The sequence below is a fragment of the Klebsiella sp. LTGPAF-6F genome (assembly GCF_001753185.1).
Classification (GTDB): Bacteria; Pseudomonadota; Gammaproteobacteria; order Enterobacterales; family Enterobacteriaceae; genus Klebsiella; species Klebsiella michiganensis.
This window is the reverse complement of record NZ_CP017450.1, coordinates 331,710-347,168: the sequence shown is the minus strand read 5'-3', so window position 1 is coordinate 347,168 and position 15,459 is coordinate 331,710. Positions and strand designations below refer to the sequence as shown.

General features: G+C 54.5%; 14 protein-coding genes and 1 riboswitch. Of the genes, 10 read left to right on the top strand and 4 right to left on the bottom strand.

Going from position 1 to position 15,459, the window contains the following annotated elements:
* Positions 1-6: 6 nt before the first annotated feature.
* Both BJF97_RS01620 and malK read right to left on the bottom strand, forming a co-directional pair.
* Positions 7-1,296 (bottom strand): maltoporin, encoded by a 1,290-nt coding sequence (locus tag BJF97_RS01620; RefSeq protein WP_014227535.1) that lies wholly within the window; start codon positions 1,294-1,296, stop codon positions 7-9.
* Between the two features lie 171 nt (positions 1,297-1,467).
* Positions 1,468-2,577, bottom strand: a complete 1,110-nt coding sequence (gene malK, locus BJF97_RS01615; protein ID WP_004097762.1) for a maltose/maltodextrin ABC transporter ATP-binding protein MalK — start codon at positions 2,575-2,577, stop codon at positions 1,468-1,470.
* 370 nt (positions 2,578-2,947) lie between these two features.
* Here malK and malE point away from each other — a divergent pair, with 370 nt between their 5' ends.
* From malE to malG, 3 genes are all read left to right on the top strand, one after another.
* Positions 2,948-4,138, top strand: coding sequence for a maltose/maltodextrin ABC transporter substrate-binding protein MalE (malE, locus tag BJF97_RS01610; RefSeq protein WP_014227534.1), 1,191 nt, complete (start codon positions 2,948-2,950; stop codon positions 4,136-4,138).
* A gap of 186 nt (positions 4,139-4,324) precedes the next feature.
* Positions 4,325-5,869: a maltose ABC transporter permease MalF gene (gene malF, locus BJF97_RS01605; RefSeq protein ID WP_014227533.1), complete on the top strand. Its 1,545-nt coding sequence runs from the start codon at positions 4,325-4,327 to the stop codon at positions 5,867-5,869.
* A 14-nt stretch (positions 5,870-5,883) separates the two neighbouring features.
* Positions 5,884-6,774, top strand: coding sequence for a maltose ABC transporter permease MalG (gene malG / locus BJF97_RS01600; protein ID WP_004097756.1), 891 nt, complete (start codon positions 5,884-5,886; stop codon positions 6,772-6,774).
* Positions 6,775-6,965: 191 nt separating this feature from the next.
* On the opposite strand, the gene psiE is transcribed toward malG, so the two are convergent.
* Entirely contained in the window at positions 6,966-7,376 is a 411-nt protein-coding gene (gene psiE, locus BJF97_RS01595; protein ID WP_004097754.1) for a phosphate-starvation-inducible protein PsiE, read from the bottom strand.
* Between the two features lie 377 nt (positions 7,377-7,753).
* Here psiE and BJF97_RS01590 point away from each other — a divergent pair, with 377 nt between their 5' ends.
* From BJF97_RS01590 to BJF97_RS01565, 6 genes are all read left to right on the top strand, one after another.
* Positions 7,754-9,031, top strand: coding sequence for an L-cysteine desulfidase family protein (locus tag BJF97_RS01590; protein WP_032695070.1), 1,278 nt, complete (start codon positions 7,754-7,756; stop codon positions 9,029-9,031).
* 67 nt (positions 9,032-9,098) lie between these two features.
* Entirely contained in the window at positions 9,099-9,836 is a 738-nt protein-coding gene (locus tag BJF97_RS01585; RefSeq protein WP_004097750.1) for an AzlC family ABC transporter permease, read from the top strand.
* Positions 9,829-10,149, top strand: a complete 321-nt coding sequence (locus BJF97_RS01580; RefSeq protein WP_004097748.1) for an AzlD domain-containing protein — start codon at positions 9,829-9,831, stop codon at positions 10,147-10,149. Before BJF97_RS01585 ends, BJF97_RS01580 begins: the two co-directional genes overlap by 8 nt.
* Before the next feature lie 25 nt (positions 10,150-10,174).
* Entirely contained in the window at positions 10,175-10,552 is a 378-nt protein-coding gene (locus tag BJF97_RS01575; RefSeq protein ID WP_004097745.1) for a Rid family detoxifying hydrolase, read from the top strand.
* Positions 10,553-10,662: 110 nt separating this feature from the next.
* Entirely contained in the window at positions 10,663-11,172 is a 510-nt protein-coding gene (locus BJF97_RS01570; protein ID WP_032695069.1) for a GNAT family N-acetyltransferase, read from the top strand.
* An 8-nt stretch (positions 11,173-11,180) separates the two neighbouring features.
* Positions 11,181-11,636: an acyltransferase gene (locus BJF97_RS01565; RefSeq protein WP_004097740.1), complete on the top strand. Its 456-nt coding sequence runs from the start codon at positions 11,181-11,183 to the stop codon at positions 11,634-11,636.
* 45 nt (positions 11,637-11,681) lie between these two features.
* On the opposite strand, the gene pgi is transcribed toward BJF97_RS01565, so the two are convergent.
* A complete protein-coding gene (pgi, locus tag BJF97_RS01560; RefSeq protein ID WP_004097737.1) occupies positions 11,682-13,331 on the bottom strand; it encodes a glucose-6-phosphate isomerase in 1,650 nt (549 codons plus the stop codon).
* Positions 13,332-13,683: 352 nt separating this feature from the next.
* A riboswitch (Lysine riboswitch) is annotated at positions 13,684-13,917 on the top strand.
* A 180-nt stretch (positions 13,918-14,097) separates the two neighbouring features.
* Between pgi and lysC the strand changes: the two genes are divergently transcribed.
* Positions 14,098-15,447 (top strand): lysine-sensitive aspartokinase 3, encoded by a 1,350-nt coding sequence (gene lysC, locus BJF97_RS01550; protein ID WP_004097732.1) that lies wholly within the window; start codon positions 14,098-14,100, stop codon positions 15,445-15,447.
* Positions 15,448-15,459 lie beyond the last annotated feature (12 nt).

The following is a 15,459-nucleotide window of genomic DNA, read 5'->3' as shown; positions in this document are numbered from 1 at the left end:
GCGGTGTTACCACCAAACTTCCATCTGCGCACCGAAGGTCACTTCGCTATCGTTACCGCGGCTGGAGGTGTAAACCCCGTTACCGCTGCCGTCTTTAGTCTGCAGACCGGAGGTGTTGCTGTAGCCCCAGTTCTCATCCCATTTTGCGTAGGTCGCGAAAATACGGATTGCCGGGCGAGACCAGACGCTGTTACCCGCCTGCCATTGCTGAGCCAGGGTAATTTTGTACTGGTTGTTGTTTTCGCTGGTGCGCTGGGATTTCACGTTGTCGTAACCGACTTCCAGCTGGGTGCTCATGATCGGCGTCCATTTGTACATCGGACGAACACCGACGGTGTACCAGGTAGAACCGTTGTTGCTGTCCAGATCCACGTCCTGGTACATCGCAACGTACATCAGGCCCCAGTCATCGTTGAAGTCCATCGCGCCGTGATCCAGAACGCGGATCATGCTGCCGTTGTTATCGATGCTGGTTCCCTGGGAGTGACCGCTGTTCCAGGAGGTCATCGAGTCGGTCGCATACTGAACAACAAACTTGTTGAAGCCGCCCCAGATAGACTGAGTATGTTCACCGGTGAACATCCAGCCGTCTTTTGATGCGCCATCAACCAGACGGTAATCGTCCTGCGGGTTAGCGCGGCCATAATCCACGCCTAACTCCAGTACGCCGCCCGGGTTGATTTCCATACCGGCCAGACGCACGTCAAAGACGTCGTTTGCGGTTTTAGCAGCAAATTTCTTGGTGTCATCGCTGGAGAAAGTGTAAGAACCGCCGCTTTCTGAGTTACGCGTGGCTGCCAGAGAGAGTTTACCGAAGCCAAGGTCAACGTTTTCCAGACCCGCACCCGGGCCGGAGATATCCCAGTAGTAGAAGTCGATCATGTGAACGTCATGACGCTGGTAGAAGCGCTTACCGGCCCACAGGGTAGAACCCGGCAACCAGTCAATCAGGTTTTTACCCTGGATGTTAGCTTCACGAAACGCCGGAGAGGTACTTTCCCAGTCATCTTCCTGATTTACGGAATAAGCGACGTTAGTATCGAAATAAAAACTCTTATCACCTTCTTTCCACAACTCCTGGCCCAGCTTCAGTTCCGCATAGGTTTCACATTCGTTGCCAAGACGGTATTTGCTTTGAGCGCCCGTGGCTTTGAAGCACTGTTGCTCACCGCCGCTGCCGGTCCAGCCGATACCAGAACGAGCGTAGCCGTGGAAATCAACGGCCAGCGCCTGAGCAGACATAACGCCTGCCGCAACGGCGACCGCCAGTGGAAGTTTGCGCAGAGTAATCATCATTCTATCTCCTGAGATCATTGCTTTTCTTTGAACACTTCACCCTTCGGGCTGCCTCTTTGTTGGCTGCGCTCACTCACCCTGGTCACGTACTTTTGTACGCTCCCAGGGATTCATTCCCTTGCCGCCTCGATGCAGCGCGAATGGTTTTGTGTTTTTTTTTAGTTAGAAGCCTTACACGCCCGGCTCTTTATGCAGCCGACGACAAGCGGTGCCATCCTCACGGAATAAATGGCAGCGCTCCGGCGGCAAACCGATGGCGAATGTGGCTCCCTCTTCTACCAGCACCACGTCGTTCTGGCGGTAAACCAGGTTTTGACGGATGGATGGGATCTGGATATGAATTTGCGTTTCGTGGCCGAGCTGTTCGACCACCTGAACTTCACCTTCAAGGGTGACGTCGGCGATATCGCTGGGCAGCAGATGTTCCGGGCGAATCCCTAAGGACATGTTGGCGCCGACCTGAACGCGGGCGCTGTCCACCGGCAGCCAGACCTGCTGACGGTTTGGCAGCTCCACCTGCACCTGCTCAATGGCGGTAGCGGTGACTTTCACCGGCAGGAAATTCATCTTCGGCGAGCCAATAAAGCCCGCGACGAAACGATCCGCCGGGTAGTGATAGAGTTCGAGAGGCTTCCCGACCTGCGCGACGCGACCGGCGTCCAGCACCACAATCTTGTCGGCCAGGGTCATCGCTTCGACCTGGTCGTGGGTCACGTAAATCATCGTGCGGCCAAGACGCTTATGCAGACGGGAAATCTCAATGCGCATCTGCACGCGCAGCGCGGCATCGAGGTTAGAGAGCGGTTCATCCAGCAGGAACACGCGCGGTTCAGCCACCAGAGTACGGCCAATCGCCACGCGCTGACGCTGACCGCCGGAAAGCGCTTTCGGTTTGCGCTCCAGCAGATGGGCCAGCTGAAGAACTTCCGCCACCTGAGTCACGCGCTGGTTAATCAGCTCTTTTTTGGCGCCGGCCAGCTTCAGGCCAAAAGACATGTTTTCCGCGACGGAAAGGTGGGGGTAAAGCGCATAAGACTGAAACACCATCCCGATACCGCGCTCGGCGGGCGGGACATCATTCATTCGGGTATCGCCAATCAGCAGATCGCCGCTGGTCACCGTTTCCAGCCCGGCAATCATACGCAGCAGGGTGGATTTGCCGCAGCCTGATGGCCCAACAAACACGACGAACTCCCCATCCTGGATCTCGAGATTGATATCTTTCGATACCACTACGTCACCCCAGGCTTTCGTTACATTTCGCAGCTGTACGCTCGCCATGCCCTTCTCCCTTCGTTACAACCTGTCACTTAACGACACATTCAAGATGGGCTGACTATGCGGCATTCATAAATAGGGTAAATCCTCCACCCCCCGGCTTTTTTATGGGGGAGGAGGCGGGAGGATGAGAGATTGCGTCTCGCCGCCGGGGGGGACGGACGGACGTCGATTTCGTGATGTAGCCTGCAAAATTGGCCGCCTTTTTATGTGCTCCAGGACTCATAACCGGCATTTCTGTAATGGAGATCACACTATCGGGGGATGGGGCGTAGACATGGGGAGGATGGAAAGAGGTTGTTAAAAAAGGAAACTCATCACCGTTAAGCCACTCAAGTGTATCCACGAGCACATCACCAAATAGGACGGGTATATGAAAATCAAAACTGGCGCTCGCATCCTCGCGCTGTCTGCATTGACCACGATGATGTTTTCCGCCTCTGCCCTCGCAAAAATCGAAGAAGGTAAGCTGGTTATCTGGATTAACGGCGACAAAGGCTACAACGGCCTCGCTGAAGTGGGTAAAAAGTTTGAAAAAGACACCGGCATTAAAGTCTCCGTAGAGCATCCGGATAAGCTGGAAGAGAAATTCCCGCAGGTTGCCGCGACCGGCGACGGCCCTGACATCATCTTCTGGGCTCACGACCGTTTTGGCGGCTACGCGCAGTCCGGCCTGCTGGCGGAAATCACCCCGGATAAAGCGTTCCAGGACAAACTCTATCCGTTCACCTGGGATGCGGTTCGCTATAACGGCAAGCTGATTGCCTACCCGGTTGCCGTTGAAGCGCTGTCGCTGATCTATAACAAAGACCTGGTGCCAAACCCGCCGAAAACCTGGGAAGAGATCCCGGCGCTGGATAAAGAACTGAAAGCGAAAGGTAAGAGCGCGCTGATGTTCAACCTGCAAGAACCGTACTTCACCTGGCCGCTGATCGCCGCCGACGGCGGTTATGCGTTCAAGTTTGAAAACGGCAAGTACGACGTGAAAGACGTAGGCGTGGATAGCGCTGGCGCGAAAGCGGGCCTGACCTTCCTGGTCGACCTTATCAAGAACAAACATATGAACGCCGACACCGACTACTCCATCGCGGAAGCGGCATTCAACAAAGGCGAAACCGCGATGACCATCAACGGTCCGTGGGCGTGGTCTAACATCGATAAGAGCAAGGTTAACTACGGCGTTACCCTGCTGCCGACCTTCAAAGGCAACCCGTCTAAACCGTTCGTTGGCGTACTGAGCGCCGGTATTAACGCCGCCAGCCCGAACAAAGAACTGGCGAAAGAGTTCCTCGAAAACTACCTGATGACCGATCAGGGTCTGGATGAAGTGAACAAGGACAAACCGCTGGGCGCGGTCGCGCTGAAATCCTTCCAGGAAAAACTGGAAAAAGATCCGCGTATCGCCGCCACCATGGCTAACGCCCAGAAAGGTGAAATCATGCCGAATATTCCGCAGATGTCCGCCTTCTGGTATGCCGTTCGTACCGCAGTGATCAACGCAGCTAGCGGTCGCCAGACCGTCGATGCGGCGCTGAAAGACGCACAGGCTCGTATCACCAAGTAATACGGTTTCCCTTATTTCTTAGGGAATAAGGTTTGTTGAATACGTTGTTACGCGAAATCATTCGCGCTACATCGAGGCGGCAAGGATGCAAATCCCCAGGAGCTTACATCAGTAAGTGACTGGGGTGCGCATCCGCAGCCAACAAAGAGGTAGCGCGAAGGATAAAGTGTAAAGAGGATGATCCCCATGGATGTCGTGAAAAAGAAGCACTGGTGGCAAAGCCCGCAGCTCACATGGTCTGTGATCGGCTTGCTGTGCCTGCTGGTGGGTTACCTTGTTGTTTTGATGTACGCCCAGGGGGAGTACCTGTTTGCCATCATGACGCTGATTTTGAGCTCGGTTGGCCTGTATATTTTTTCCAATCGCAAGGCCTACGCCTGGCGCTATGTCTATCCGGGTCTCGCCGGGATGGGGCTGTTCGTCCTGTTCCCGCTGATCTGCACTATCGCTATCGCTTTCACCAACTACAGCAGCACTAACCAGCTGACCTTCGAACGCGCCCAACAGGTGCTGATGGACCGCTCCTTCCAGGCGGGGAAATCCTACAACTTCGCGCTTTATCCGGCGGGAGATGAGTGGAAGCTGGCGCTGACCGACGGCGAAAGCGGCAAAAACTATCTTTCCGACGCCTTTAAATTCGGCGGCGAACAGAAGCTGGCCTTAAAAGAGGCAGACGCCCTGCCGGAAGGCGAGCGCGCCACGCTGCGCGTGATTACGCAAAACCGTACCGCCCTGAACCAGCTGACCGCCGTGTTGCCGGATGAAAGCAAAGTCATTATGAGCTCCCTGCGTCAGTTCTCCGGTACCCAGCCGCTGTACGCGCTGGCCAGTGACGGCACGCTGACCAACAACCAGAGCGGCGTGAAATACCGTCCGAACGCCGAGGTCGGTTTCTATCAGGCGATCAACGCCGACGGTAGCTGGGGCAGCGAAAAGCTCAGCCCGGGCTACACCGTGACCATCGGCTGGGATAACTTCACTCGCGTGTTCCAGGATGAAGGCATCCAGAAACCGTTCTTCGCGATTTTCGTCTGGACGGTGGTGTTCTCCGTTCTGACCGTGATTCTCACCGTTGCGGTCGGCATGGTGCTCGCCTGTCTCGTCCAGTGGGAAGCCCTGAAAGGTAAAGCGATTTACCGCGTACTGCTGATTCTGCCTTACGCCGTACCGTCGTTTATCTCGATTCTGATTTTCAAAGGGTTGTTCAACCAGAGCTTTGGTGAGATCAACATGATGCTCAGCGCGCTGTTCGGCATCAAGCCGGCCTGGTTTAGCGACCCGACCACCGCGCGTACCATGATTATCATCGTCAACACCTGGCTGGGCTATCCGTACATGATGATCCTGTGCATGGGCCTGCTGAAAGCGATTCCTGACGATTTATATGAAGCCTCGGCAATGGATGGCGCTACGCCGTTCCAGAACTTCTTCAAAATTACGCTGCCGCTGCTGATCAAGCCGCTGACGCCGCTGATGATCGCCAGCTTCGCCTTTAACTTTAACAACTTCGTGCTGATTCAGCTGTTGACCAACGGCGGGCCGGACCGGCTCGGCACCACCACGCCGGCGGGCTACACCGACCTGCTGGTGAGCTATACCTACCGTATCGCCTTTGAAGGCGGCGGCGGTCAGGACTTCGGCCTCGCGGCGGCTATCGCCACGCTGATCTTCCTGCTGGTAGGCGCCCTGGCGATTGTTAACCTGAAAGCCACACGTATGAAGTTTGATTAAGGGAGATAACGATTATGGCTATGGTTCAACCCAAATCTCAGAAGCTGCGCCTGTTCACGACGCACCTCCTGCTGCTGATTTTTATCGCGGCGATTATGTTCCCGCTGCTGATGGTCATCGCTATCTCTCTGCGCGAAGGGAACTTCGCCACCGGTAGCCTGATCCCCGAAAGTATCTCCTGGGAGCACTGGCGGCTGGCGCTCGGCTTCAGCGTCGAACACGCTGATGGTCGCGTCACGCCGCCCCCCTTCCCGGTGCTGCTGTGGCTGTGGAACTCCATCAAGGTGGCAGGCATTACCGCCATTGGCATCGTCGCGCTCTCTACCACCTGCGCTTACGCTTTTGCCCGCATGCGCTTCCCGGGTAAAGCAACGCTGCTGAAAGGGATGCTGATTTTCCAGATGTTCCCCGCGGTGCTGTCGCTGGTCGCGCTGTATGCCCTGTTTGACCGTCTCGGCCAGTACGTGCCGTTCGTCGGCCTGAATACCCACGGCGGCGTCATCTTCGCCTACATGGGCGGTATCGCGCTGCACGTCTGGACGATCAAAGGTTACTTCGAAACCATCGACGGCTCGCTGGAAGAAGCGGCGGCGCTGGACGGTGCGACCCCATGGCAGGCTTTCCGCCTCGTGCTGCTCCCGCTGTCGGTACCGATTCTGGCGGTGGTGTTTATTCTGTCGTTCATCGCGGCGATTACCGAAGTGCCGGTGGCCTCCCTGCTGCTGCGCGACGTAAACAGCTATACCCTTGCGGTCGGAATGCAACAGTATCTCAACCCGCAGAACTATCTGTGGGGCGACTTTGCCGCCGCGGCGGTGCTTTCCGCCATTCCGATTACCGTGGTGTTCCTGCTGGCCCAGCGCTGGTTGGTTAACGGCCTGACGGCTGGCGGAGTGAAAGGTTAATTTTTTTGTAACACCCGCCCCAAATTTCAGATGAGGGCCGGCGGTTTAGCGGTAATACGCGACCCCAACCGGGTATTACCGCCGTCGCCCTCAGCTGAAAAAGTAAGGCAAATGCCACTGCTATCCTCAACTGGACCCTACATAAATTCTATTTGTGACTGTTGGTCAGCGGCCCTGGAGGCCGCTTTTTTTTATTCGCGCTTCAGACGGTTGGAGTTACACAGCCAGAGCGTTATCACCAGAATCAGGATCGCCGCGGAGTAAATCAGCACCGCCATAGGCGACTCATGATCGATAATGATCAGGCGGACGATTGCGGTGATGCCGATATAGACAAAGTAGCGCAGCGGGAAGTGAAATCCCGACTCAAAGTACTTCACTATCAGCGCGATAAACTCGAAATAGAGGAAGTAGACCACCAGCCCTTCCACCAGCTTGTACTTGCTGACAGGCTCCGGGGTGAACAGGACATGCGCCAGATGCAGCGTCTCCTTTCCCAGAAATACGATCAGAATGACCCCCAGGCACAGCAGGCCAAGATTCAAAACGGTTTGCATTGCGGTTGCAATAAAACTCACCAACGGACGATAAACCGGCGGCATAGGTACACCTCATCATCATGATTTCCTGTGACCTGTATAACGCAAAAATGTGATCCAGATCTACATTTGTAAGTCCCTTCTTTCCACTGCTTGCCTTTCTCATCTCCGACGAAATACGTAAAAAGAGAAATTTTTACTTTCGGCAACGCTGTGAGGTAGTTAACTAAATCCCTTTTTATGTTCAAAAAACAGAATATAAATACCCGTCAAATCAGTTAATTAACCATAATAAGATCACAATTTTACAATATTGTAATAAGCGAATATTTTTCTCTTTCAGGCATAAATTACGCCCGCATTAGAGTAAGTTTTTCCTTAGAAATTGACTTAGCATACTCGCAGATTAATAAACCCTCGTTAGCGGAACGATATAAAACATGATTACTGAACACTCATCCCTGCTTATAAACTGGCTAAAAAAAGAAGTGGCTCCGGCATTAGGCTGTACGGAACCCGTTGCTATTTCTTTTACCGCAGCTTACGCAGCGAAACATTTAGATACGGCTTGTCAAAATATTAGCGGTTTTATTTCTGCGAACCTGTACAAGAATGCGATGGGCGTAACTATTCCGGGCACTTCCGTCAGCGGGGTGGCGCTCGCAGCCGCGATCGGCGCATTTGGTGGCGATGCGGATAAAGGTTTAAAAACGCTGGAGGGAATTACCGAACGGCATGTTGAATTAGCCCAGAAGTTAATTGCCGCTGGCCAGGTCAATATTAGCGTGCAAGACACCCCTGATTTTATTCATCTGGATCTGACGCTAACGGGCGGCGAAAAGAGCTGCCGCGTGGTGGTCAAGGGCACGCATACCAATATCGTTGAGCTGTATATTAATGGCGAAGCGCAGGTGCTGGCGGACAAACAGAGTACGGTAACGCAGCAGGAAACATTAGCCACCTTTTCGCTTTCCGAGGCCTTTGATTTTATTAGCGAGGTCGAATTCGCCGACATCGCATTTATTCTCGAAGCCGCCCGGCTCAATTCGGCTCTGGCGGAAGAAGGTAAAAGCAAAAAATACGGCTTGAACATCAACGGCACCTTCTCTGATGCGGTAAAAAATGGCCTGCTCAGCAACGACCTGCTGAGTAAAGTCATCATCAATACCGTCGCCGCATCCGACGCGCGAATGGGCGGAGCCCCCGTCGTCGCGATGTCTAACTTTGGTTCCGGTAACCAGGGTATCGCCGCCACCATGCCGGTAGTGACGGTCGCGGAGCATCTTAACGCCGATGAAGAGACCCTCGCGCGGGCGCTGGCGCTCTCCCACCTGACCGCCATATCGATCCACTCCCGCTATACGCGTCTCTCCGCGCTATGCGCGGCGTCCACGGCAGCGATGGGCGCCGCGGCCGGCATGGCGTGGTTATTTACCCGTGACCTGCAAACAATTAATACCGCTATTATTAATATGATCAGCGATATTACCGGCATGATTTGTGATGGCGCCTCTAATAGCTGCGCAATGAAAGTGTCGTCCGTGGTTTCCAGCGCCTTTAAGGCCGTACTGATGGCGATGCAAAATAGCTGCGCTGGCTCTAATGACGGCATTGTTTGCGCTGACGTTGAGCAGACTATTAATAATCTCTGCCGTCTGGTAATTAAGCCTATGGCCTATACCGATAAAGAAATCATCAACATTATGGTAGCAAAGTAATCATTAATTAGCGTTTTAATGTACCTTACACAAATAATTAATCTCCTGAATACAACAGGTATTGTTTATGAACAAAAAAGTGATTCTACGGGGTATGAGCGCCATACTTCCCCTGTGCATCGGCGACTTTCCGTTTTCATTTATTGTCGGCGCGCTAAGCGTTAGCGCCGGGATGAGTATCTGGCAAAGTACGGCATGGTCGACGATTGTCATCGCCGGTTCGGCACAAATGCTGGCGTTAAATATGCTAAAAACCGGAGCGAGCCTTGGGGTGATTATATTCACCACGCTGATTATTAATCTTCGCCATGTGCTTTATAGCGCCTCTATTTCCAGTACGGTACGCGAAGCCTCCTTCTTTAAAAAATGCTTTATGGCGTATGCCCTGACCGATGAAGTGTACGCCACGACGGTGAAAGAGATGGAGGAGAATAAAAAAGATAAATATCTTTTCTATTTTTCAGCAATGCTGACGTTTTGGTTCGCCTGGGTGCTGGCCGATTTCCTTGGCGCTCTGGTTGGCGCCTCTTTTCCGCACATTGAAAAATATGGTCTGGACTTCGCGATGGTCGCCGCATTTATCGCCATCGTGGTCCCACAAATCAAAAGCCAGGCCTGCACCGTCGCCGCCGTTGTTGCTGCCGTATCCGGGGTACTTTTGGTCGTACTGCCCTACTCGTTAGGTATCGTCGTCGCGTCCGTACTGGGCGTAATGGCGGGCCTGAGCGTCGATCTCGCCGAAGAGCGTAAACAGGCGCAGGCCGCTGACAAACTCTCTCTCGAAGGAGCGCTGGAAAATGAGTAATAGCTTTTTTATCGCCCTGACGCTGGGCATGGCCGCCGTGACCTTTCTTATTCGCTTCTCGTTCATTGGCCTCGCCGGGAAGATTCAGATGTCGAGCCGGGTCAGCAAGACGCTGCGTTTTGTGCCGGTAACCGTGCTGCCGGCCATCATCACGATTCAGATCCTGAGCGTGAACTCCAGCATGGAGTTCGATTTGAAAAACCCGAAGGTGATCGCCGCGATTATCTGCACGCTCGCCAGCTTCCGCCTGGGCCTTGTCTGGGTCGTCGTCAGCGGCGTCGGTTCACTGGTTTTGCTCAACTATTTCATGTAACCACCTATCAGAAGGAATCAACAGAATGATAATTACCACCGCCGCTGCGCCTGCCGCCATTGGCCCGTATGTTCAGGGAGTAAACCTGGGTACCATGACGATGACCTCAGGGCAGCTCCCGGTCAATCCGCAGGACGGCACCATGTCTGACGACATCGCTCAGCAGACGCGACAGTCGCTGGATAACGTTAAGGCTATCGTTGAAGCGGCGGGTTTGCAGGTGAAAAACATCGTTAAGACGATGGTCTTCGTCAAGGATCTGAACGACTTCGCCACCATCAACGCGGTGTATGAAGCGTTCTTCACCGAACACAACGCGGCCTTTCCGGCCCGTTCCTGCGTTGAAGTCGCCAGACTGCCTAAAGATGCGGGCATTGAGATCGAAGCCATCGCCGTCGCCTGATCCCCAGCCGGAGGCCCTCCTCCGGCCACTTCTTATCCCCCCACTTTTGAGGTTTACCCGCAGCGAACTTTACGGGCAAAATATCGCCACTTCTTTGCGAGGAACGCAGAATGCTAAAGATTCGTCTTGCACGTCCGGAAGATGCGGCTTTACTCAACGAAATGGCCAATGCCAGCTATCGCCACCACTTTGCCCACCTCTGGCATAGCGCCGATGAAATGGAGCACTACCTGCAGCAAGAGTATTCCATGGCCGCGCTGGCGCACAGCCTGGCCGATCCGCAGTGCTGCTGGTTGATTGCTGAGGCAGAGGAGCCAATTGGCTTTGCTAAATATGCCTGCCGCCAGGATATCAACCCCGAAGGCCCAACGGGTACGCTATTGCATAAACTCTATCTATTACCTGACGCTACCGGGCATCGCTACGGCGAGCAGATTTTTCGCGCCGTCGAGAAGCGAGCGAAAGAGACCGGTGAAAGCTGGCTATGGCTGGAAGTGCTCGCCGCGAATACCGGTGCCCGCCGTTTTTATGAACGTCAGGGGATGCAGCACGTGAAGGATGTGGCATTTCATTCTGCAACCCAGGAAAGCACACTCCATATTCTGGCTAAACCAATCTGAGAGGCAGCATGCATACCCTTCGTGAAACCGCCATTCGCAACGTCGCCAGCGGCGAAAACGTGGTGATTTACCAGCCCGCCAACCTCTACGACTGCACGCTTGGCGATAACGTCTTCGTCGGGCCATTTGTGGAGATTCAGGGCCATACCCGTATCGGCAACGACAGCAAAATTCAGTCCCACACCTTTATCTGCGAGTACGTGACCATTGGCGAGCGCTGTTTTATCGGCCACGGCGTGATGTTCGCCAACGATATGTTCCGCGAGGGAAAGCCCAACGCCGACCGCGAGAGCTGGGGAAGAATTGTGATTGGCAACGATGTGTCTATCGGCAGCGGCGCAACCATTCTGGCGGTCAGCATCTGCGATGGAGTCGTGATTGGCGCGGGCAGCGTGGTGACCAAATCCATTACGGAGAAAGGCGTGTGGGCCGGGAACCCGGCAAAGCTGCTGCGGCGGCTATAACAAAAATGCCGGCCACATGGGCCGGCATTGCGAACGTTTTAGCGATTATGCGCGCCAGGATTTATAGCGGTTAATCAGGCCGTTAGTGGAGCTGTCGTGGCTGCTCACTTCGGAACCATCTTTCAGCTCCGGCAGGATGCGGTTAGCCAGCTGTTTGCCCAGCTCAACGCCCCACTGGTCGAAGGTGAAGATATTCATAATCACGCCCTGGGTGAAGATTTTGTGCTCATACAGGGCAATCAGCGCGCCCAGGCTGAACGGCGTAATTTCACGCAGCAGAATAGAGTTGGTGGGGCGGTTGCCTTCAAACACTTTGAACGGCACCACGTGTTCCAGGGTCGCCGGATCTTTACCCTGATCGCGATATTCCTGCTCAACCACTTCGCGGGATTTACCAAACGCCAGCGCTTCGGTCTGCGCAAAGAAGTTGGACAGCAGCTTCGGATGGTGATCGGACAGCGGGTTATGCGTAATCGCCGGCGCGATAAAGTCGCAAGGCACCATTTTGGTCCCCTGGTGAATCAGCTGGTAGAACGCGTGCTGACCGTTGGTACCCGGCTCGCCCCAGATGATTGGGCCAGTCTGGTAATCCACGGCGTTGCCGTTACGGTCAACGTATTTACCGTTGGATTCCATGTTGCCCTGCTGGAAGTAGGCGGCAAAACGGTGCATATACTGGTCGTACGGCAGAATCGCTTCGGTTTCAGCGCCGAAGAAGTTGTTGTACCAGATACCGATCAGCGCCAGCAGCACCGGCAGGTTTTTCTCAGCCGGCGTGGTGGAGAAGTGTTTGTCCATCGCGTGCGCGCCGGAGAGCAGCTCAACAAAGTTGTCGAAGCCCACGGACAGGATGATGGACAGGCCGATGGCTGACCACAGAGAGTAACGGCCGCCAACCCAGTCCCAGAACTCAAACATATTGGCGGTATCAATACCGAACTCGCCAACCGCTTTACCGTTGGTCGAGAGCGCGGCAAAGTGTTTTGCGACGTGCTTCTCATCGCCGGCGGTCGCCAGGAACCAGTCGCGCGCGCTGTGGGCGTTGGTCATGGTTTCCTGAGTAGTAAAGGTTTTCGACGCGACCAGGAACAGGGTAGTTTCCGGGTTCACCGTTTTCAGCACTTCGGCAATGTGGGTACCATCGACGTTAGAAACAAAATGCATATTCAGGTGATTTTTGTACGGGCGCAGCGCTTCGGTCACCATGAACGGGCCGAGGTCGGAGCCGCCGATACCGATGTTGACGACGTCGGTAATCGCTTTACCGGTGTAGCCTTTCCAGCTGCCGGAGATAATGGCTTCGGAGAAGGTTTTCATCTTCTCAAGCACGGCGTTCACTTCCGGCATCACGTCTTTGCCATCAACCAGAATCGGAGTATTGCTGCGGTTACGCAGCGCAACGTGCAGCACCGCGCGGTCTTCCGTGCGGTTAATCTTCTCGCCGGAGAACATGGATTTAATGGCGTCTGCCAGGAAGGTCTCTTTGGCCAGGTCCTGCAGTTTTGCTAACGTCTCTTCGGTGATGCGGTTTTTGGAAAAATCCACCAGCATCAGATCGTCGAACGTGGCGGAGAATTTAGAGAAACGATCGCTATCTTTCGCGAACAGATCCGCGATGGTAACGTCTTTCATTTCATCAAAGTGTTTCTGTAATGCCTGCCAGGCAGAGGTCTGCGTTGGGTTGATGTTTTTCATTAGCAATACTCTTCTGATTTGAGAATTGTGACTGCGGTCGATTGTAGCGCCGGTGACGAAAAATTGTGATGATTTTTGTGTTATGCCGATGATACGCGTCAGGATTAGAGCCAATTTGGCGCAAATCGCCCCTCATAGTATAGACATCATAAGGCTTTTTTCTGTCAGCGACTCGCGCATGAAAAATCCGCATAACCCTGACGTTGACATACTTCGCCTGAAGCCTTTATATAACGGCAGTACCTACATATACGTAGGTAGGTATGGATCGCGCATTTCACGCTACAGCGAAAGGGTATTGCAGGGGGGTATAATGTCCCGCGTCCCCCTGGCAAAGTGAAAGACGTCGGTAATTGCCAGAAGAGGTGCGTTGCCCAGGTAACCGTATTGGAGGAGCCAGTCCGGGGAAAATACGTGAGGGGGAGCAACGCCGAGGTGAATAAGCGTCTGGTTACGCTCATCACCGGCCACAGGGGCTGAATCCCCTGGGTTGTCACCAGAAACGTTCGCAGTCGGGCGTTTCATACTCGCCGTCTGATGCACAGCATCGGCAAGCGGGTCTACAAGGTGGAGCACTTCTGGGTGACATCGTAGTTTGTTTATCGCTCTGCGCCCACCCTGTTTTTCGCTCTTCCCTTGTGCCATGGCTGAATAATTTGGCCTGGCTTATTAAGACATTTTATTGCAATCCGGTTGCGTCCAGCCCCGCCAGGATTGGTTTTCTGGAATCGTTTTAATAAGTCAGGCCCCCTGACACGAGGTTGTTATGACAGACTTAGTTGTAGCCAAGTTCGGCGGCACCAGCGTTGCCGATTTTGATGCCATGAACCGTAGCGTGGACGTCGCGCTGCTGGACGCCAATACCCGCGTGGTGGTGCTTTCCGCCTCAGCGGGGGTGACCAACCTGCTGGTCGCCTTAGCGGAAGGGCTGGAACCCGGCGAACGTTTCGCGAAGCTCGATGCCATGCGTCAAATCCAGTTCAATATTCTGGAGCGTCTGCGCTATCCCAACGTTATTCGCGATGAAATTGAGCGCCTGCTGGAAAACATCACCACCCTGGCGGAAGCCGCCTCCCTGGCCAGTTCAACCGCGTTAACCGACGAACTGGTCAGCCACGGCGAACTGATGTCTACTCTGCTGTTTGTCGAGATCCTGCGCGAGCGCGGTATCGCCGCCCAGTGGTTCGACGTGCGCAAAATTATGCGCACCAACGACCGCTTTGGCCGCGCGGAACCGGATATTGCCGCCTTATCTGAATTAACCCAGCAGCTGCTGGCCCCGCGTCTTGCGGAAGGCGTGGTGATCACCCAGGGCTTTATTGGCAGCGAAGCCAAAGGCCGCACCACCACGCTTGGCCGCGGCGGCAGCGACTATACCGCCGCGCTACTCGGCGAAGCGCTAAACGCCACCCGCGTCGACATCTGGACCGATGTTCCGGGTATCTATACCACCGACCCGCGCGTCGCCCCGGCGGCCAAACGCATTGACGTTATCGCTTTTGAAGAAGCGGCGGAAATGGCGACCTTTGGCGCGAAGGTCCTGCATCCGGCTACCCTGCTCCCCGCCGTGCGCAGCGATATTCCGGTATTCGTCGGCTCCAGCAAAGAGCCGAAAGCCGGCGGCACGTTGGTGTGCAAAAACACCGAAAACCCGCCGCTGTTCCGCGCGCTGGCGCTGCGCCGCAAGCAGACGCTGCTAACCCTGCACAGCCTGAATATGCTGCACTCACGCGGTTTTCTGGCCGAGGTATTCAGTATTCTGGCCCGTCACAGTATCTCCGTCGATCTGATCACCACGTCGGAAGTGAGCGTGGCGCTAACCATGGATACCACCGGTTCGACGTCGGCTGGCGATACCCTGCTCACCCAGGGACTGTTGACCGAACTTTCCTCTCTGTGCCGCGTTGAGGTCGAGCAGGATCTGGCGCTGGTCGCCATCATTGGTAATGAACTGTCGAAGGCGTGCGGCGTCGGTAAAGAGGTGTTTGGCGTACTGGACCCGTTTAATATTCGTATGATTTGCTACGGCGCATCCAGCCATAACCTGTGCTTCCTGGTCCCGGGTGCGGATGCCGAAAAAGTGGTGCAGAAGCTGCATCATAATCTGTTCGAGTAATAGCGAATAAAA